This is a genomic window from Bradyrhizobium sp. Pha-3 (assembly GCF_042258615.1).
Taxonomy (GTDB): Bacteria; Pseudomonadota; Alphaproteobacteria; order Rhizobiales; family Xanthobacteraceae; genus Bradyrhizobium.
The window spans coordinates 7891990-7912211 of sequence record NZ_CP170152.1 but is presented as its reverse complement, the minus strand read 5'-3'; the positions used below and the strand labels follow the sequence as shown (position 1 = coordinate 7912211).

The following is a 20222-nucleotide window of genomic DNA, read 5'->3' as shown; positions in this document are numbered from 1 at the left end:
ATCTTTCTAAAGTGGACGATAGCGAAAGAAGGGATGCTGGAACGGAAGAAAGTCCCTCATCATGCGAATACGAGGATAATTTCATGTGATCATAGGTTGCCGGGAACATAGTCGCGTGGAACATGTCTCGTCCTGCTCTTCGCTACGTTAGGCGGGCCTTCGGCGGCTCGCAATCAGAAGAGCTCCTGCGCTTTGAGGGAAAACGGTATGAGAGGAGCTCCGGCCGGCTTGGTCTTCGCCGAACTTCTAGCGATTACGGGCCATAAGAGCGGGCACTGCGTACCGCAATAGATCGAATTGCTTGCGTCGGTAGTAAGCTGCATGAGGCGCGGCCAAAGGTGCGCCCGCGACCGAAAGGGAGAACGGGCGTTTTGCGCGTTGAGTATACGGGGTAGCTTCGAGGTGGAGGTCTTCCAGGCGATCTAATGAGGCGCAAGAGAAAAAAGGGCGATACCACGCTCCAGTAGACGAAAGGAAACATCTGTGACGGACAGGGCCCTGCGGTGAGCAGGAGTTAGTCCCGCAGAGCTCATTGCCTGCCAACCAACGTCGATCATAAACAAGACGTCGGAAAATGGTTCGACAATTCAGTCCAGAGAGCTGCTGGGCTGAGAGGAGCTCTTTCATCGCTTGCTTAGCTCCGTCTCGTCGTAGCAACGTACGGCTTACGACGCGCTCAAGCCGGTCGAGACCGTTCCGTGGCAAGATCGCCCTGAGCGGCCAGCCTACATAGATTAATGGAACTCAGAATGCCAAGTACCTGAGTTTCGCGCGTGAGCGCTGTTCTGGATCGACGTGGCCAGCGGGCGGAGCAGGTCACGGATCAAGTAAAGCAAAGCAGGAAATCGACCGCTGGCGATGCCAGCTGATTCGGGAAGTTGATTCCAGAAGATCCTCAGGAATTCTTACTGCAGATGCCGCGCGCTTGACGCCAAGAAGCTGATCGAGAGCGTCTCGCGTGAGAAGTGCTGAGATCGGACATGAAGTTGGCGGCCGGCTAGTTGCAGGCGTGCCACCAGCCGTGGTTCTACTTCAATGCAGCATTGAGGCACTCGATCAGCGCGTGTCCGGCAAAGGGCTTGGCCAGAAAGCCAATCGCTCCCGAGTTCAGGACCGAGGCGCGCACGCGATCGTTCGGGAAAGCAGTAATGAAAATGAACGGCACACTGAGCCCTTTGGTCCGCATTTCGGCCAACAGGTCCAACCCGCTCATGACCGGCATCTGCACATCCGTAATGACGCAGGACGTTTCGTTCAACTGCGGTGACCTCAGAAAGTCCTCGGCCGACGCAAATGTTTGGACGATGTAGCCACGCGATTTCAAAAGGTTCTCTGTCGCCGCGCGGACCGACGCGTCGTCGTCAACGACAGATATTAAATGCGTGGACAAGACGTGCCCTCCGGACGCAGGAATGGCGGCCGCCGCAGCATTAGCCACCGTGGGCGAAAAGTGGGCTTGAGTGGTGAAATTGTAAAATCATACTTAGGTTTGTTCGGGTCGGTTTGCACGGATGCCCAGCGTCTCAGTCATTCTGATCAAATCCGCAAGCGACCGGGCGCGCATCTTTTTCATTAGGTGTCCCCGGTAGATCTTGACCGTAATCTCGGCGAGTCCCAGCTCGGCGGCTATCTGCTTGTTCATCAGGCCGGTAGCGACCAGCTTCATCACTGCCTGCTCCCGCGGGCTTAAGGTTTCAAATAGAGCCTGCAGCTCCGCGACGGCCTGCTGAGTCTTCCGTCTCTTGCGATCACGTTCGGTCGCGGCGACCACGGCGTCAAGCAGTTCCTGATCGCGAAACGGTTTGGTGAGAAAATCGACCGCTCCGCCTTTCATGGCCCTGACGCTCATGGGAATGTCGCCGTGGCCGGTGATGAAAATGATCGGAACATGAATGTTCAACCGCGCCAGCTCAGCCTGGAACTCAAGTCCACTCAGACCTGGCAGCCGGATATCGAGGACCAGGCAGCTAACAACATCGGGAAGCCTGCTCTGTAGCATTTCGCGGGCCGACCCGAATGCAACGACGTCCAGGCCGACCGATTGAAAAAGGTTCGTTAGCGACCGACGCATCGAGACGTCATCTTCGACAACGAAGACTATCGCATTTGCCGAAGCTTCAGCCTTGCTGCCTTCGCGCGGGGGGGCAGAGCGTTCGCTCACGGCACGAGCTCCTTGTGCAACGGCAGGTCAAACCGAAAGCTTGCCCCCGGCCCCTGCTTGCAAACGACCGAAAGGCGCCCTCCATGAGCTTCCACAATCGAGCGACAGATCGAAAGACCCATGCCAAGACCACTCGATTTTGTCGTGAAGAAGGGGTCTAATACCCGGTCGGTATCATCTTTAGCGATCCCGACGCCGCAATCCGTCACGGTAAGCTGCACATGTCCCGTATCGTCCTTAGATGACTGAATCACCAGTTCGCGCGCTCGGTCCGTAACTGCGTCCATGGCTTCGATCCCATTCATTACCAGATTGATGATCACCTGTTGCAGCTGAATCCGATCACCGAGGATCGCGGGCAGGGCTGCCATCAACTTAGTCTTTAGCGTCACTCGGTGGCTAACCAGCTCACGTGCCACCAAAGCAATGACATCCTTAACAACATCGTTGATATCGAGCGGTACCATCTCGATCTCGCCTTTCTTCGCAAGTACGCGAATGCGACGGATCACTTCGCTGGCCCGGATTGCGTCTTCGATGATCCACTCAACCGAAGAGCGCGCGGCGGTAAGATCTGGTGTCTGGCGGCCCATCCAGCCGAGGCACGCGTCGGCGTTGCTGATAATCGCGGCGAGTGGCTGGTTGATTTCGTGGGCGATGGAGGTTGTCAGCTCTCCTAACGTCGTCACACGCGTCACATGTGCAAGCTCCGCCTGTGCCTTTCGCAGTTCTTGTTCGGCTTGATCTGCGCGAATGGTAGCGGTGATGTCAGTGCTGACGCCACGGTAGCCCAGAAAATTACCGTCGATATCAAAAAAAGGCTTGCCACTCGTCCGGACGTAGATCGGAGATCCCATCCGGTTGACAGTGCGGTAGACCAGATCCCGAAATGGGAGATGCGCCTCCAGCGTCGCCCGATGCTGCCGCCACATCTCAGGTTCGTCTTCGACGTCGCGCGCAATGTCCCAGCGAGGCAGACCGATTAATCCTGTCGCCAAGATTCCCGCAGCGCTGGTGTGTTCGGACAAGTGGGTGACCCGATGATCTGGCCCGGTCTCCCAGAGCCAGTCTGAGGCTGTTTCGGCGTAGTCGCGAAAGCGCTGTTCGCTCTCGCGCAGCGCAGCAAGTGTGTTTTCCAGGCGCTCCCTTGCGGCGTATTGCTCGGTGACATCGATATGTGTCCCGATGAGTTCGCTCGCGTTTCCATCCCTGTCGACCACCAAATGCGCGACCGAGTGTATACGCCTTATCCCGCCATCCGCCAGAAGGATTCGAAAATCATATTCAAAGCGCTCTTGCTGAATTTCGATAGCTTGGCGCTGCACTTCCTGAAGCAGCGGTAGGTCGTCTGGATGGATACGCGACCGAATGGCCTCTAGCGAGATCGTCTCTTGCGGATCAAAGTCAAACAGGCGATCGACCTCGGCGGAGCGATACACAAAATCGCGACGGTGGAGGTCCCAGGACCAACTACCCGTATGACTAAGATGCTGGGCTTCGGCCAGATAGGCCTCGCTACGGCGCAGCTGCTGTTCTGTTTGCCGCGCCGCCGTGATATCCGTCGCAGCCCCAACAAACTCGATGTCACCAGTGGCGGTTGTCGTGGCTCGCGCCCGTGCATGGATGTGCTTCACCGAGCCGTCCGGCAGCAAGAGCCGGTATTCATGTTCGAAATCCTTTGGGTCTCGCATCACTCGATCGAGAGTCTCTTGGACCGAAGCTCTATCGTCTGGATGAGTGCGTTCGATGACCAGTTGCGGCCCGGGAACCGTCGGCGGGTCCACCTGGAAAATTCGAAAAGTCTCCTTTGACCAAAAGGCCTCGCCGGTCGCAGCGTTCCAGCCGAAGCTGCCTGTCTGGCTCAACTCCTGCGCCTGAGCCAAATGGGCTTCGCTCCGCTGGAGAGCAAGTTCGGTTTGCTTTCGCTCCGTGACATCTTCGCAGGCTATGAGAACAATGGGCTGGTCATCGGCCCAGAGCATGGCTTTGGCGTTTTCACGTACCCACAATACCGAGCCGTCTTTTCTGACTTTCTGGACGTCCCAAGTGTGCGATTGGCCGATATCTTCAAAGCACTTTCGAACGAATTTGCGAACGAATGCGCGATCCTCCTCAAGAAAGATTCCCAGGATGGATTGACCGATCAATTCGGCAGGCGCATAGCCGAGTTGTGTCGCGCCGTATGTATTGACGTTGAGGACAGCACCGGCTTCGTCGAGCATGAAATACATGGCTGGGTTGTGTTCAAAGATTGCGCGCCACCGTTTTTCGCGATCCTTCAAATCGGCCGCGCTGCGCCGGAGCTTGGCCGCAGCCTCACGTGCTACCTCTCTTTCCTGGCGGACTTTTCCGATCAGGTGCGTTCCGACAATCGAGACAGTAAAGAATGCGACGACCACCGGAAGAGCTTGAGGGTCATCGATCCGCAGACTGAACGCCGGGGGCACAAAGTAGTACGCCAAAGCAGCGATGGCTAAGACCGAAAGCGCGGATGATGCGATAAAGCTGCCGATCAAAGAAAACAGCAATATCACCAGCAGATAGGCGAACGCCGTCGCAGCGAAATGCGTGTGAAGGTACAAGGAAGCTTGCGTCACCACCGCCAGCGTTATGCTGCCGAAAGCAAACTGCGTGGCTGAACGTTTGAAATTGCTGATCTGGTTAAGCATTCTTAGACCGTCCGGCCTTTCCGCGGCGGGAGAGCTATAACATTTTAGGCAAAAATGGGGCAATCCTTTCTGTCCCGAGAGGCGCTCGCGCGCAGTTCCGAGATCGATTGCTTGCAGCGGAACTCAGCACGCGCCGAGGAAAGGCGCATCACAAACGTAGGTATAGTTGTCCTAAACCTTTCAATATTGCGCGCTGACATGGGTACAATCGAGCCTGAGATGTCTGGTTTGCTTCGCTGCCGATTAATCCTCGCAGGCGCCCGAGGCCGCGGGAGGCCCCCGCAGAGCTCAGGCGCGTGGCGCCAGGGCACGTCCAACGTGGGGACAAGGCTACATCGGTTCAGCAAAGACGCTGACGCTGAACAATGAGGCACACCTCGCCTAATCTGGAAAGAGCAGCAACAAGCTGTGGAGCGGGTGACGTTACCTCTGTGCGATCCATCTGGGCGTGGTGAAGGTGCTAATCTGATCCACGGTGATGACGCCCATTGCAGTCTGATGCCGCGACACGCACTGGAAACAACGGATGAGCGAGGTGCGCCAGCAAGATCGCCACCACATCGTCGTGGCGAGGCCAGTTTAATGCCAGCCACCTGCCGCTAATCTTGCGCCGGCATTGGAATGGCTAGGAGCTGTCACCTCGAAAGGCGCGTCCGAAAAAGGACTACGGAAAAAGTCTCTTTTGACCTCGTTTCGGGTTTCAGACCCGTTGCCGGGGGCGAGCCGCGGCGCGGTAGTAGAAACCGGAAAATCCGCGAAAAGATGATCCGGCTCGCAGTTCAAGTCGATTGTGCCGATTTGAACTACGAGGAATCACGAAGTTGGCTACATTGGAGTTCGACGCGTCTTGAAATCACGGCCAAAAATGCCGGGGCCTACCTCCTTGTGTTTCTGGTGTCGATACTGGTGGAATCGGTGGGCTGCTTGAGCCGGGCGTGTAGCGTCGCGTGCTCGAGCTCGCCTTCCCACCAGGACACGAACACAGCGGCGATGCCATTGCCGGTGATGTTGGTAAGGGCTCGCACTTCGCTCATAAACTTGTCGATCGAGAACACGATTGCCATGCCCGGCACCAGCGCCGGGTTGACCACCGACAATGTCGCTGCGAGCGTGATAAACCCCGCGCCAGTGACGCCGCTTGCCCCCTTCGAGGTCAGCATTGCCACGAACAAGATCGTGAGCTGCTGGCCAAAGGTGAGATCGACCCCGAGTGCCTGGGCAATGAACAATGTCGCAAGCGTCATATAGATGTTGGTACCGTCGAGGTTGAAGGAGTAGCCGGTTGGCACCACGAGGCCGACCACGGGCTTGGAGCAGCCCAGTCGTTCGAGCTTTTCCATCAATTGCGGCAGCGCGCTTTCCGAGGACGAGGTGCCGAGCACGATCAAAAGCTCGTCCTTGATATAGACAATGAACTTGAAGATCGAAAAGCCGACGATGCGCGCGATCAGACCGAGCACGACCACCACAAAGACCGCGGCCGTGGCATAGAATAGCGCGATCAGACCGATCAGATTACCCAGCGCCGCCGGCCCGAACTTGCCTATCGTGAAGGCCATCGCGCCGAATGCACCGATCGGGGCCGCTTTCATGATGATGGCGATCACGCCGAATACCGCGTGCGCGACGTCGTCAATCAAGCCGCGCAGCCCATTTCCACGCTCTCCCAGCGCCATCAGCGAAAAGCCAAACAGGATCGCGAACAGGAGCACCTGCAGGACATCGCCGCGAGCGAGGGCGCCGACCACAGTTTCGGGAATGATATTGAGAAAGAAATCGACCGTCTTGGAGGCTTCCGCCTGCTTGACGTAATTGGCGACCGCCGCAGCATCGGGTTTGACCGCAAGGCCATGGCCGATTTGGACCAGATTGCCCATGACAAGGCCCAACACCAAGGCAAAGCTGGAGACGATCTCGAAATAGACCAGCGCCTTGACGCCGACGCGCCCGACTTTCCTTGCATCTTGAATATGCGCGATGCCGGATGCGACGGTGCAGAAGATGATCGGCGCGATCACCATTTTGATCAGCTTGATGAAGCCGTCACCGAGCGCCTTGACCCAGTCGTTGGTCGCAACCGATGGCCATAGCCAGCCGACGATGACGCCAATCACGATCGCGATCAACACCTGGACGTAGAGAATTTTATACCAAGTTTGCGACGCGCGCGCGGGTGCCGCAGTTGCCATGGTGGTCATGACGCTTCCTTCCCTAATACACTCGAATACGGGCCGCCGCATCGTTGAGAGGCGCCGGCCTCATACGAGGCTGTCGTTTTAGCCGTGTCCGATTGAAGACAGTTCCGAGAGCCGGGGCGTCATTCCAAAGGCAGGCGTTCAATTACGTTGTCTTTTTCGTCAAGCAAGATTTGCACCAGACGTCCAACCCGCGGCCGATCAAAGGGCCATCGGAAACACGTCTGCCTCCTAGCGAGGTTCATTTGAATACCCGGACGGCGTTGGCAAGTCCGAATGCGAAGGCGTTGCTCAGGGTGACGCATATCTTGTCTCGCACTGGCAGGGTACGATTAGCCGAGTCGTGTCTCGGCGTGGAAGCTCAGTGTGATCGGTATGCGTCGAGTCCTGAGTTTGATGCAACAATGCGCTGCATTGGTAAAATTGATTGTCTGGATCGCAGGTATCCACGCGATGGAAGCGTGGTGAGATCAAGGCTAGGCTAGATTTGGCTTCGTTAGGAAATCTTTGATTTGGCGCGGGGCACTGCGTTGTTTACTCGCGGTAAAGCTCGTTCGTGCACGGGGGGCGTCTCCAGGTCCGTGCTAATGGTGCGGCTAGGCAGGTTTGGTCGATGTAAGGCGTATCCGCCTTCGGCACTGGGTGAGCCTTTGGTCGTCTCGCACAAGCCAGTGCTGCGATGGTTTCTCAACTCGATCATTCCGCCTTGGCAGCTTTGATCGTTCGTTTTCGACCTCTTTGTCAGGCAGGACGAGACCAGCGTGACTGACTCGGGCTGTACTGGCGAGTTCGAACAGAGTGGCGACAATTGGATGACGGCGAGCGTGCTCCAGTCCAGCAGTCCATGGCCCGGTGAAGCCGGACGGTTGAGCGAATTTCTCCCGCGCAATGCGCTTCTGCAATCTTGCGAAGCCGATTTATCACCTTGCGCATGTCCAGCTCACAACGAGCGTCTTTGCATCCGTGAGTGATGATTGAGCAAGGTCGTCTGCCGGAGCGGTGCCAAACAGGAAAACACCGTTAGGCGGTGGACGACTTCGAGCGGAATGCGGTGGGCCTATCTCTCCGTTACGACCATTTCTGTATACAGACTTACCATCGAAAGCCCGAAGATTCGTCATATTTCGATCGAAATCCGCCGACTATGTATACACTCAGTGTCCAGAAGTGAGGAATCGGCACATGACCCATTGCTTTCCGACCAATGCCTGGTACGCGGCCGCTTGGGATGCCGAGGTGAAGCAGGCGCTGTTGCCCCGCACGATCTGCGGCAAGCATGTTGTGATGTATCGGCGCACCAACGGCGAAGTCGCGGCGCTGGAGGATGCCTGTTGGCATCGGTTGGTGCCGCTCTCAAAAGGTCGCCTTGAGGGCGACAGCGTCACCTGCGGCTATCATGGGCTGAAATTCAACGCACAGGGCCGCTGCACCTTCATGCCCTCACAACAGACGATCAACCCCTCCGCCTGTGTGCGTGCCTATCCTGTCGTCGAGCGCCATCGGTTCGTCTGGTTGTGGATGGGTGATCCAGCGCTAGCCGATCCGGGCTTGGTGCCCGATATGCACTGGAACGATGATTCCGCTTGGGCTGGCGATGGTGACACCATTCACCTTAAATGCGATTACCGTCTCGTTGTCGACAACCTCATGGACCTGACCCACGAAACTTTTGTGCATGGCGCCAGCATCGGCAATGACGCCATCGCGGAAGCGCCGTTTGACGTCACTCATGGCGAAAAAACCGCCACCGTAACGCGCTGGATGAAGGGGATTACCGCGCCGCCGTTCTGGGCCAAACAATTGCAAAAACCTGGCCCGGTGGACCGCTGGCAAATCATTCGTTTCGAGGCGCCGTGCACCATCAATATCGACGTCGGGGTGGCGCCGGCTGAAACCGGCGCGCCCGAAGGCAATCGCTCGGCCGGCGTCAATGGTATTGTCCTCAACACCATCACGCCGGAAACGGAAACGAGCTGCCATTATTTCTGGGCATTCGTGCGCAATTACCGTCTGAACGAACAGCGCCTGACCACCGAACTGCGCCAGGGCGTTTCCGGCATCTTCCGTGAGGACGAGGTCATTCTTGAAGCGCAGCAGCGCGCGATCGACGAAAATCCTGACCGGGTCTTCTATAATCTCAATATCGATACGGGCGCGATGTGGGCCCGCCGTCTGATAGATCGCATGATCGACGCCGAGAACGCGTCGCAAAGCCGGCAGGCTGCGGAGTAGGACATGGCCGAGCGCGACACTGATCGCTCCGTCTCGCAGACGGTGCGCGTCCAGCTCAGCTTGCGCGATCTGATCCTGTCGGGCGACTTGCGGCCGGGCGAGCGGATCTCCGAGTTGCAGGCGGTGGAAACGACCGGCGCCTCGCGCACCCCGGTGCGAATGGCGCTGGTTCGGCTGGAGGAGGAAGGACTTCTGGAAGCGATCCCTTCTGGCGGCTTCATGGTGAAGGCGTTCTCCGAGCGAGATGTCCTGGACTCGATCGAACTGCGTGGCACGCTGGAAGGTCTGGCCGCGCGCTTTGCCGCCGAGCGCGGCGTTTCGTCGCGCGATCTCGAGCCTCTGAAAGGATGCCTTGACGAGATTGACGGCCTGGTGCGGCAGGATCCGATCTCCGTCGAGGCTTTCTCCTCCTACATCGCATTCAATGCACGGTTTCACGCGCTGTTGACCGAATTGTCACGCAGTGCGCCCTTGATCCGGCAGGTCGATCGCGCGTCTGCGTTGCCATTCGCCTCGCCCAGCGGCTTTGTGGTGACCCAATCGACACTACCGGATGCGCGCGACACACTTTTGATTGCGCAAGATCAACACCGCGTCGTGATCGACGCAATCGAAAACCGCGAAGGCGCGCGGGCCGAAGCAATCATGCGCGAGCACGCGCGAGTGGCGGCGCGCAATTTGCGCCTGGTGCTCAAGAACAAGACGCATTTTGACCTGCTGCCGGGACTGGCGCTCATCAGGATGGCAGGCGATTAGAGGAGACCTGCATGCGGTTCATGGAAAGCTGGACACCCGCAACCCTTGTTGCGACGCGCGATCTGACGCCTGCGATCCGCGAGTTGCTGATCAAACCGGAAAACTTCGATGGCGCCGCCTATCCGGTCGGCAGCCATATCAATATCGCCGTCACGATCGATGGTCGCCCGGAGACGCGGTCCTACTCCTTGGTCGGCGAGGCCGACCGAGCCGGCTATCGTATTGCGGTGCGGCGCGCGGAGGACTCGCGCGGCGGCTCGCGGTACATGTGGTCGCTCGCCCCGGGCGCGCGGCTGGCCATCACACTGCCAGCCTCGCTGCTGCCGATCGACTGGGCGCGCCGGCACTACTGCCTAATCGCGGGCGGCATCGGCCTTACGCCACTGATTGGTGCAGCCAGGGCGCTGGCCCGCCGCGATGCCGACTTTACCTTGCACTATGCTGTGCGTTCCCGTGAGCAAGCCGTCTATTTGGACGTTCTCGCCCCCTTGCTGAACGAGCGGCTTATTGTCCATGCGGGCAACGAAGGGCGCCGGCTCGATTTCGATAACTTGTTCGCCTCGCTGCCGCCCGACGCCTTGACGCTCTTGTGCGGTCCGATGCGGATGCTCGATGCCGCGCGCCGGGCCTGGACGGGCGCAGGGCGCGCACTATCCGACCTACGCTACGAGACCTTCGGTTCAAGCGGCTCGCTGCCGACTGAAGGTTTCCGGGTGCGCCTTGCAGGTCGAGCCGTCGAGATCGAGATACCGCGCGATCGCTCGTTGCTGGACGTGCTCAATGAGGCCGGCTACGAGGTGATTGCGGATTGCAGGCGCGGCGAGTGTGGCGTCTGCGCCATCGACCTCGTCAACATCGACGGTGAGCTCGACCACCGCGACGTCTTCTTCAGCGAGCAGCAAAAGCACGCGAACGAAAAGATCTGCGCATGTGTCTCTCGCGCCAGCGGCACCATTACCGTCGATATACTGCATCGCCCGGACGCGCTGTAGGTTCGCTGCAACGCGTTGGTTTCGGCGGCATGTCCTGGCCGAGCTCTCGGCACAACTAACGCATGTCCCAAGTTTGTGCCCCGCCATCATAGAACAGCGCGTGCAGGGGTGCCGGATAAAGACGGTCGGCGACGCCCAATTGTCTTTCTTAAAGGCAAGACAAAAGTTCAGCGCGTTACTTTCAGTCGCGTTATTCTCGCAATGGGACTGTGGCGAGTTGCTCGCGCTGGTCGCGCTCGCGGTTTGAGGGACCCTAAACAAACCAGCCAATTCGTCGAAGCAGAAGCTATGTGAAGATTTGCGTCGAGTGAACACGGAGCGTTGTAAAACCACAAGAGCATCTCTCGGGCGGCAAACTCCGCCGTTTCATTGTGCCGTCGCTGTCTGCTTGAGAACAGAGATGCCGGAAACGTGACAGCGCGTTAGGTTCACTCCACAGCGACGCTGGTACCTATGCGCGTTATTCGCACGCACGCCACAATTCGCAAGCGGCACAGAGATTGCTGGACAGCAAGCGAGGAGCTGCGCCGTCAGACCGGTCGAAGCGGCCCCGTCACAGGAGTTTCCGATGAGGCTTGCGATGCCGCTCTTGCTCGCAGAAACGACGCGCGTCAATGTGGTGGCCGCCACCAAATCCCGCATGCCACACGATAAGCTTGCCGTGTTGTCGAAACGGGCGCAGCGGTCGGAGACGGTGTTGAGCGTTACCGCGAGCACCGAGCTCAATAGCCGAGCCACGCAAGTGGCGACATTTCGGGCGTCTCGCTTGGGCGACAGCGTTCGCCCAAGGCGGCTGCTTGAGAACGGCCCTGCGGCTCCGGAAAATCACTTCACGTCTAAGGCGAATTCGACTTCGAACGTCCTGAATGGCGCGGATACGCGCAAGCCGTTGTCGTTCACAATGCTGTCGAGCTGCCGTCGCGTCGTCGCCTCAGAAGGGACGGCTGGGGCGAACACAACGAATGTGTTCGCCATGTCGGAAGCCGCGCAGCCGAACTTAATACAGCGTGCGCCCATCCCGCAGGCTGATCGATTGATAGAGACCGGAGAGTCTGACCTCTGCTCCACTGTACTGTCGCCGCTAACAGGCAGCGAAGCGGGTATGCACAGGCTGTTAGCGAGTGGTCTTGCGAGTCAATCTGGAAAGACGCCCAGTTCTTGGAGGTTGGACCGGACCAATAGGCGATGCACGCCAAATCCTTCAGCGATCCGGACGTGCAGGCGATCGCTGAGCCCGTATGACGACGTACTCTCACCGGGGGGCTGACGCACATGGATGCTTTTTCGGCGGAGATCTGGCAGTCCGTTGCACTCACGATCGAGCTTGCCAGCGTGACGACGATGATCCTCCTGGTTGTTGGCGCGCCGCTCGCGTGGTGGCTAGCACGCTCAAAGACGGTCTTGAGCGACGCGGTGGCGACAATCATCGCGCTGCCACTTGTGCTGCCGCCGACTGCGCTCGGTTTCTGCGTACTCGTCCTGCTCGGCCCGAACGGTCCAGGGGGCCTTCTCGCCTCTTTCTGGGGCGAGCACACGCTCGCCTTTACTTTTGCAGGAATCGTGGTCGGATCGGTCCTCTCGGCGCTCCCTTTGGTGGTGCAACCGATCCGTAATGCCTTTGTTGCGATAGGCGACGGTCCGCTGGAAGTTGTCGGCAGTCAGCGTGTTTCTCCGTTGTATGCTTTCATTACCATCGGCCTGCCGCTAGCGCGACTGGAGTTTCTCAAGGCTGCCGTGGTTGGCTTTGCTCATACGATCGGCACATTCGGCGTCGTGATGATGATCGGCGGCAACATTCCTGGGCGCACCAAGGTGTTGTCAGCCTACGTCATAGACTACGTCCAGGCATCGCGCTGGCGCGAGGCAAGTTGGGTTGCCGGCGGTATGGTGATGTTCGCCTTTGTCGTCATTTTCACTCTAACCCTCATCGACAAATGCTGTGCCAGGAGAGGCACATGAGGGCAGGCACACCTCGCCGGTTCGAATCGCCCGCGACGTGACGGCCGGCCAGACATGTCCGATCATGAGCGAGCAGCAGTATTGCAAGCCAGATCCGTCCGTCCTTGGCGAGGACACAGTGAACGCGGCCTGTTATGGCCGCGGCGGCTGCCGGAATCAGCCTACAATTCGGCATACTCCGCGCCTCTGCTCGAGGTGAGGAGTAATGACGTCGGAGTTTCTAAGCAGCGGCGTGCCAGACTTGACGAGTTCTTCGCTCGCGATATCGCAGGCAAGCGGGTACCGGGCGCGGTTGTTGCAATCGCCAGAGACAGCAATGGTTCGCTACAAGGCGTACGGACCTCGATCCACAAAGAGGAACGTCGATGCGATATTCGCATCCGCGTCTATGACCAAACCGATGATGGCGGTAGTTGGGTTTATGCTGATGGAAAAGGGTCGCCCGCATCTGCGGGTCAAGCTTCGCGATTCCGGAATTCGAAAAACATGAAGGTGGGATGCGGCAGCCTGACGGTTCGATAAAATTCGAAGCGCAGAGTTCTCCGATCTACGGCCACGATCTTCATCGCCACACATCAGGCCTCAGCTGTGGCGGGCCCTCGCATAGCTCTGATCAAGTCGCGCGTCTCTGTCGGGTTTCGCAGCTCAGCCGGTCAAGGCGACAAGCATGTTTTCAACGAAGGCATTACCAAGCTGCCGCTGACGCATCAACCAGGGACTAAATCGGTGACCGATGTGATGCCCGGCAACGGCACCCACTCTGTCGAGCAATCGTCGTGCCGCGCGTGTGCCGCGCGCCGTGCTCAAAGCGAGTATGACGCATTCGCCGCGCAGCAGCAAACCCTTGTGTGCTGCTTTGTTGGAGTTCCCACGTCGACGTTCAAAACCGGACCATTAACGCGATGGGTGATCAGCCGCGAGCTTGTACCTCGCTAGCTGGGCTCGCCAATCCGCATTGCAGACTGCCAAGCGGCGGCTTGGCATCTGCCAAGTGCTTCTTGTGCCGTGGCCTGTTTCTTGCTGCTGGACGTCAGTAATTCGTTACGTCCGACGAGACACTTGGAAGGGTTCATGGGCGGGGCAACGGAAACTTTCTACAGCGTGATCAGACGTCAGGGAATCACGCGTCGCAGTTTCAACAGATTCTGCAGTTTTACGGCTGCGAGCTTCGGACTCGGTCCGCTCGCCGCAAGTGGTATTGCCACCGCTCTGGAGACCAAACCGCGTGTGCCCGTCATCTGGCTGCACGGGCTCGAGTGTACTTGCTGCTCGGAAAGCTTTATCCGCTCGGCCCATCCTTTGATCAAAGATGCGCTGTTGTCGATGATTTCGCTCGACTATGACGATACGATCATGGCGGCGGCAGGCCATCAGGCCGAAGCCATCCTGGAGGAAACCCGTGCCAGGTACAAAGGCAAGTATGTGCTTGCCGTCGAAGGCAATCCGCCGCTGAACGAGGGTGGCATGTTCTGCATTGACGGCGGCAAGCCGTTCATTGAAAAGCTCAGGTCGATGGCGGAAGAGGCCATGGCGATCATCGCTTGGGGGACATGTGCGTCGTGGGGCTGCGTGCAAGCGGCCAAGCCAAATCCGACTGGCGCGGCGCCGATCGATAAGGTGATCACCAACAAGCCGATTATCAAGGTGCCCGGGTGCCCGCCCATCGCAGAGGTCATGACCGGCCTGGTGACCTTCATGACCACGTTCGGAAAGCTTCCGGAGCTCGATCGCCAAGGACGTCCAAGGATGTTTTATTCCGAGCGCATCCACGACAAGTGCTATCGGCGTGCCCATTTCGACGCTGGCCAATTTGTCGAGGAGTGGGATGATGAGGGCGCACGCAAGGGCTACTGCCTGTACAAGATGGGTTGCAAGGGGCCGACCACCTACAATGCCTGCTCGGCCGTTCGGTGGAACGGCGGCGTTTCATTCCCAGTTCAATCCGGCCACGGCTGCTTCGGCTGCTCCGAAGACGGCTTTTGGGACAAAGGTTCATTTTACGACCGGCTCACGACCATCAAGCAGTTCGGCATCGAAAAGAACGCCGATCAGATTGGCATGGCCGCTGCCGGCGCAGTTGGACTGACCGTCGCCGCGCACGCGGCGGTCACGGCCGTGAAGCGGTTGACCCACAAGCCGGATCGCGCAGCTCACAGAAGTAAACCGAGTTGAGGGGAGGGCGAAGGTGGGGGTCCGGACACCGAATGGGTTCAATCTCGATTCTTCCGGTAAGCGAATTGTCATCGATCCGCTGACCCGGATCGAAGGCCACCTGCGCGTCGAGGCCAATCTCGATTCCGACAACGTGATCCGCAATGCAGTCTCGAGCGGGACGATGTGGCGTGGCATCGAAGTCATCCTGCGCGGGCGCGATCCGCGCGACGCATGGGCGTTCACCGAGCGGATTTGCGGTGTCTGCACCGGCACCCATGCGCTCACCTCTGTGCGCGCGGTTGAGAATGCGCTAGGGATCTCCATTCCGGAGAATGCCAACTCGATCCGCAACATCATGCAGCTGTGCCTGCTTGTGCATGATCACCTCGTGCATTTCTATCATCTGCACGCGCTGGATTGGGTCGATGTGGTTTCCGCGCTCAAGGCCGATCCCAAATCGACCTCCGCGCTGGCGCAGTCCATCTCGCCCTGGCCGCTGTCGTCTCCTGGCTATTTTAAGGATTTGCAGATCAGGCTCACCAGATTCTTTGGATCAGGGCAACTTGGTCCGTTCAAGAATGGCTATTGGGGTCATCCGGCCTACAAGCTACCACCGGAAGCGAACCTGATGGCCATGGCGCATTATCTGGAAGCGCTCGACTTCCAGAAAGAGATCGTCAAGATCCAAGCCATTTATGGGGGCAAGAACCCGCATCCGAACTGGCTGGTCGGGGGCGTGCCCTGCGCGATCAATATCGATGGAACAGGCGCGGTGGGCGCGATCCATATGGAGCGGCTTAACCTCGTGTCCTCGATCATCGACCGTTCGATCGAGTTTGTCGAGCAGGTCTATCTGCCCGACATTGCAGCGATCGGCTCGTTCTACAAGGACTGGCTCTATGGCGGCGGCCTTTCGGGCAAAAGTGTGATGTCCTATGGCGACATCCCCGAAAGCGGCAACGACTGTTCCGAGAAAAGCCTCAAGCTGCCGCGCGGCGTCATTCTTGATGGCAATCTCAAGGAGGTCTTGCCGATTGACCTTGGCGATCCCGAGCAGATCCAGGAGTTCGTCGCCCATTCATGGTATAAGTACCCGAGCGAGTTCTGCGGTCTGCATCCCTGGGATGGCGTCACCGAGCCGAGCTTTCAGCTTGGCGAAAAGGTCAAAGGCAGCAGGACAGATATCAAGGAACTCGACGAAGGCGGCAAGTATTCCTGGATCAAAGCGCCGCGCTGGCGCGGCCACGCCGTCGAGGTCGGGCCGTTGGCACGATACATCATCGGTTGTGCGCAAGGCAAAGCCGAGTTCAAGGAGCCGGCCGAGAGACTGCTCAAGGGGCTCGATCTTCCCCTGACTGCACTGTTTTCGACGCTTGGCCGTACCGCGGCCCGAGCGCTCGAATGTCAGTGGGCGGCGCGTCAGATGCGTTATTTCCAGGACAAGCTGGTGCTCCACATCAAGGCCGGCAATACCGCAACTGCCAATGTCAGCAAGTGGAAGCCGGAAAGCTGGCCTAAGGAGGCCAAGGGCTACGGTTTCACTGAGGCGCCGCGCGGTGCGCTCGGGCATTGGATCAAGATCAAGGACACCAAGATCGGCAATTACCAATGTGTCGTGCCGACGACGTGGAACGGGTCGCCTCGCGATTCCAAGGGCAATATTGGCGCTTTTGAGGCCTCCCTGATCGGTACTCCGATGGCGGATCCGCATCGGCCGGTCGAGATCTTGCGAACGATCCATTCCTTCGATCCGTGCTTGGCGTGTTCGACCCACGTGATCAGTCCTGCCGGCCAAGAAATGGCTTCAGTCAATGTTCGTTAGGCACATGCTGGACAAGGCTCCGCACCCCCTTACGGCCGTCGATGCGGCACCGAACGCTCGCAGTGTCGGCCATGGCGTCGCCTACGTTTATGAGGCGCCGGTGCGACTGTGCCATTGGGTCAATGCGGCGGCCATTCTGGTGCTGGGTATATCCGGTTATCTCATTGGAACTGGGACACCGGCGATGCCGGGAGAGGCAAGCGGCAATTTCCTGTTTGGCTATATCCGCGTTGCGCATTTCTCTGCGGGATATGTGCTCGGCGTCGGCTTTCTGCTGCGCATCTACTGGGCCCTGATGGGAAACCCGTATGCCATGCAGATCTTCTGCGTGCCGCTCTGGCGCAGGAGCTTTTGGCGCGAGGTGTGCCACGAGATTCGTTGGTATGCTTTCCTTGCAGCTGAGCCCGAGAGGCGTGTCGGGCACAATCGCCTAGCTCAACTCGCAATGTTCTTCATGTTTACGCAGACGATCACGTTCATGGTTGTCACAGGCTTCGCACTTTATGGACAGGGCGCCGGTAGTGACAGCTGGCAGTACGAGCTATTCGGCTGGGTGTTTGCAATCTGGCCGAACAGTCAGGACGTCCATACCTGGCATCATCTCGGCCTGTGGGTAATCGTGAGCTTTGCACTCGTCCATATCTACGCGGTGATCCGGGAGGACGTCATGTCGCGCCAAAGCATCTCCTCCATGATTTCGGGTGAACGCGAGCTTCGCGATTGACTGGGAAGCGGATGCTAAGTCCGGAGAACAAGAAGCGGATCCTGGTGCTCGGCATTGGCAATATCCTGTGGGCCGATGAGGGATTCGGCGTGCGAGCGATCGAGGAGTTTCACCGCCGCTACGTCACCCATGACAACGTCACCATCCTCGATGGTGGCACTCAGGGGCTCTACCTCGTCAGTTTTCTCGAGTGGGCGGACTGCCTGATTGTGTTCGATGCCATCGACTATGGACTGCCGCCCGGGCAGTTGAAGCTCGTGCGAGATGACGAAGTGCCAAAATTTACCGCTGCCAAGAAGGTGAGCCTGCATCAGACCGGCTTTCAGGAGGTCTTGAGTGCGGCCGACCTGCTTGGCCGCTGCCCGCGAGAACTCGCTCTCATCGGCTGTCAGCCGTTGGACCTGGAGCATTGGGGCGGTCCGCTGACTGCTCCGGTGCGTTCTCAGATTGCGCCTGCGATTGAACTGGCTTGCAAACTGTTGGTGCAGTGGGGCTCGCCGGCAAAGCTGCGGACCGCGCCGCTGCCTGCAGCAGAACAGCTGTTGGCGAACAATATCGACCGTGCAAACTATGAAACAAGAGCGCAGCCGATCTAGCGGCCCGGGCTGACCATGTGCCTTGGCTTGCCAATGACGATTGTTGAGACAGACGGCATCACGGCGCTGTGCGAGCATGGCAATGAACAGCGCCGTGTCTCGGTCATGCTGCTCTCCGACGCGTCGCTCGGCGCCAAGGTGCTCGTCCATATCGATACCGCGGTGCGGCTGTTGGACGAGGATGAAGCAAGGCTGATCTCGCAAGCACTCGACGGGCTAGAGGCCGGCCTCAACGGCCATGACTGCGATCGCTTCTTTGCGGACTTGATCGGTCATGAGCCGCAATTGCCCGAGCACCTACGCTAGTGGTGCCGCTTGCGGACGTTGCGCTGCCTACGCTTGCTCGCATATCGAATCTGCAATCGCGGGCACCCTCTACACGAAAAACATCAAGCGCTTTGAGCCCCTGATCCGAACGGGGGAACGCGATTGCGGCGAGACGATGATTGGCATGTGCCTTGCTAATACCCCGCTAGTAGAACCAAACATTATCATAAAGGCGTCTGATGAAGTTCCAGCCGGCGCAGCATGATCTGGCACGGCCCGGTCTGTCCGAGGTGGGGAGCGTCACCGCCGATGGGCCGCTGGCCACACACGATTCCATGAGGGCAGTCGTGGTGCTGCTGTCGGCGGCCGATCCCCTGTATTCGCCCCTATATTCGCTCTGGGCCATCCACGTCGCAATCTCCCTTTCTGAACTGATCAAGGCGCTTCGGCGGCGCATGCGAGGCGCAGTGACTGCGCGCGGCGCTAGTGGCGAACTGGACGGACGGCTCGGGCTGCGTGGCCCGCCGACGCCAGTCCTGTGCCATCAGCGCGATACACTCCGCCTGACCGGCAAGAATCAAGTCCGTTTGGTCAAGATCGACCGAATCTCGGCACCGATCGTTCGGCCACACGCCAAGAGCATTGCCTCCCGGCACACCCAAAGGAACGTCGCATCATGAAAACAGCGGCCAGCGTCGTATCGGAAGGCGCCGAGCAGGCGGCAAGCGACTTCCCACTCGACGCGGAAAGTCTCGGCGTAATCCATAGCGGGCCGACGGCTGTGGGGGCGCTCACCAAGCGCGCTTGGCGCGATGGAGACGAGCTTGCGAGAATCTGTCCGAATGCCACCGGGCTGTTATCGAACGCCGCTGCTGCCGTTGGCGGCCAGAAAAGCGGCGCACGGACGCAGCTGTACAGCCTGGCGAATCTCAGCGATCTCGAGCGCAAGCTGATTTCCGAAGTGCTTGGGGAGGGCGAGGTTGCGGGCGTCGTTGCGCTGCCAGATGGCTCTTTGGCGCAAATCCGGGAGGCCGTGCTGGCGGGCATTTGGCGCGTCCGCATCGGGTCGGAGCCCGCACACGAATATGTTGAGATCGGGGCGATCCCGCAGATCGTGCGGCGCGCCGCAACTGACCTGACGTCCACCGATCTTGTGATAGGCTCGGCGCCGGACGGCGCGATGAACGTGCTCCCGGTGCTCGCCGAAATACGCGAGCGGGCCCGCGCCTGGCGCCCCGGCATGCGCGCGCATGTCGTCAATCTCACGCTGATGCCGATGAGCGCTGTCGACTTGGCGTTTCTGCAGCAAAGCGTGGGCAATGGTCCGGTCCAGCTCATCTTCCGCGGCTACGGCTCATGCCGAGTGCAGGCGACCGGAATCCGGAACGTCTGGTCGGTGCAGTTCTTCAATTCTATGGACAACATCATCCTGGATACGCTGGAGGTCGGCGGCGTGCCGATCGTAGCGTTGGCCGCCGACGAGGATTTCGAGGATTCCGCCGAACGCTTGCACGAAATCATCAAGGCTTACTTCACATGAAGAGCTTAGAGAATGCTTGGCATCCGGCGGGCTCTCGCGGGAGGCGCGCGCATTCACGGTGGCGCGATATCCCAGTAGGTTGCCGCAAGCATCTCCCCCGACGCTCGAATGAACCGTTCGGGGTCGAAGTGATCGGACTTCGCACGCGTGAGCGC

At 59.0% G+C, this 20222-nt stretch carries 15 protein-coding genes; 11 read left to right on the top strand and 4 right to left on the bottom strand.

Annotated features, from left to right (window positions below):
* Window positions 1-1027 precede the first annotated feature (1027 nt).
* The 4 genes from ACE10Z_RS36965 to dctA all read right to left on the bottom strand — a co-directional run bounded on the left by ACE10Z_RS36965 (window position 1028) and on the right by dctA (window position 7028).
* Window positions 1028-1390 carry a response regulator transcription factor gene (locus ACE10Z_RS36965; RefSeq protein WP_375785106.1) on the bottom strand — a complete coding sequence of 121 codons (363 nt, stop codon included), beginning with the start codon at window positions 1388-1390 and terminating at the stop codon, window positions 1028-1030.
* A gap of 93 nt (window positions 1391-1483) precedes the next feature.
* Window positions 1484-2161 carry a response regulator transcription factor gene (locus ACE10Z_RS36960; RefSeq protein WP_375785105.1) on the bottom strand — a complete coding sequence of 226 codons (678 nt, stop codon included), beginning with the start codon at window positions 2159-2161 and terminating at the stop codon, window positions 1484-1486.
* The gene (locus ACE10Z_RS36955; protein WP_375785104.1) at window positions 2158-4830 is read right to left on the bottom strand and encodes a PAS domain S-box protein; all 2673 of its coding nucleotides are present in this window, start codon (window positions 4828-4830) and stop codon (window positions 2158-2160) included. The genes ACE10Z_RS36960 and ACE10Z_RS36955 overlap by 4 nt, the downstream gene beginning before the upstream one ends.
* Before the next feature lie 875 nt (window positions 4831-5705).
* Complete coding sequence (gene dctA / locus ACE10Z_RS36950; protein ID WP_375785103.1) at window positions 5706-7028, bottom strand: C4-dicarboxylate transporter DctA; 1323 nt, start codon at window positions 7026-7028, stop codon at window positions 5706-5708.
* 1179 nt (window positions 7029-8207) lie between these two features.
* Between dctA and ACE10Z_RS36945 the strand changes: the two genes are divergently transcribed.
* The 11 genes from ACE10Z_RS36945 (at window position 8208) to ACE10Z_RS36895 (ending at window position 20067) form a co-directional block, all read left to right on the top strand.
* Window positions 8208-9257, top strand: a complete 1050-nt coding sequence (locus ACE10Z_RS36945; protein ID WP_375785102.1) for a Rieske 2Fe-2S domain-containing protein — start codon at window positions 8208-8210, stop codon at window positions 9255-9257.
* A 3-nt stretch (window positions 9258-9260) separates the two neighbouring features.
* A complete protein-coding gene (locus ACE10Z_RS36940; protein ID WP_375785101.1) occupies window positions 9261-10013 on the top strand; it encodes a GntR family transcriptional regulator in 753 nt (250 codons plus the stop codon).
* Window positions 10014-10024: 11 nt separating this feature from the next.
* The gene (locus tag ACE10Z_RS36935; protein ID WP_375785100.1) at window positions 10025-11005 is read left to right on the top strand and encodes a PDR/VanB family oxidoreductase; all 981 of its coding nucleotides are present in this window, start codon (window positions 10025-10027) and stop codon (window positions 11003-11005) included.
* Window positions 11006-12277: 1272 nt separating this feature from the next.
* Window positions 12278-12964, top strand: coding sequence for a molybdate ABC transporter permease subunit (locus ACE10Z_RS36930; RefSeq protein WP_375785099.1), 687 nt, complete (start codon window positions 12278-12280; stop codon window positions 12962-12964).
* A 1071-nt stretch (window positions 12965-14035) separates the two neighbouring features.
* Complete coding sequence (locus tag ACE10Z_RS36925) at window positions 14036-15136, top strand: hydrogenase small subunit (protein ID WP_375785098.1); 1101 nt, start codon at window positions 14036-14038, stop codon at window positions 15134-15136.
* Window positions 15137-15149: 13 nt separating this feature from the next.
* Window positions 15150-16940: a nickel-dependent hydrogenase large subunit gene (locus ACE10Z_RS36920; RefSeq protein WP_375785097.1), complete on the top strand. Its 1791-nt coding sequence runs from the start codon at window positions 15150-15152 to the stop codon at window positions 16938-16940.
* Between the two features lie 4 nt (window positions 16941-16944).
* A complete protein-coding gene (cybH, locus tag ACE10Z_RS36915) occupies window positions 16945-17664 on the top strand; it encodes a Ni/Fe-hydrogenase, b-type cytochrome subunit (protein WP_375778950.1) in 720 nt (239 codons plus the stop codon).
* Window positions 17665-17675: 11 nt separating this feature from the next.
* Window positions 17676-18260, top strand: a complete 585-nt coding sequence (locus tag ACE10Z_RS36910) for a HyaD/HybD family hydrogenase maturation endopeptidase (protein ID WP_375781040.1) — start codon at window positions 17676-17678, stop codon at window positions 18258-18260.
* A 15-nt stretch (window positions 18261-18275) separates the two neighbouring features.
* Window positions 18276-18566: a HypC/HybG/HupF family hydrogenase formation chaperone gene (locus ACE10Z_RS36905; protein WP_375785096.1), complete on the top strand. Its 291-nt coding sequence runs from the start codon at window positions 18276-18278 to the stop codon at window positions 18564-18566.
* 200 nt (window positions 18567-18766) lie between these two features.
* Window positions 18767-19207, top strand: coding sequence for a hypothetical protein (locus tag ACE10Z_RS36900; RefSeq protein ID WP_375785095.1), 441 nt, complete (start codon window positions 18767-18769; stop codon window positions 19205-19207).
* A complete protein-coding gene (locus ACE10Z_RS36895; protein ID WP_375785094.1) occupies window positions 19204-20067 on the top strand; it encodes a hydrogenase expression/formation protein in 864 nt (287 codons plus the stop codon). The genes ACE10Z_RS36900 and ACE10Z_RS36895 overlap by 4 nt, the downstream gene beginning before the upstream one ends.
* Window positions 20068-20222: the final 155 nt, after the last annotated feature.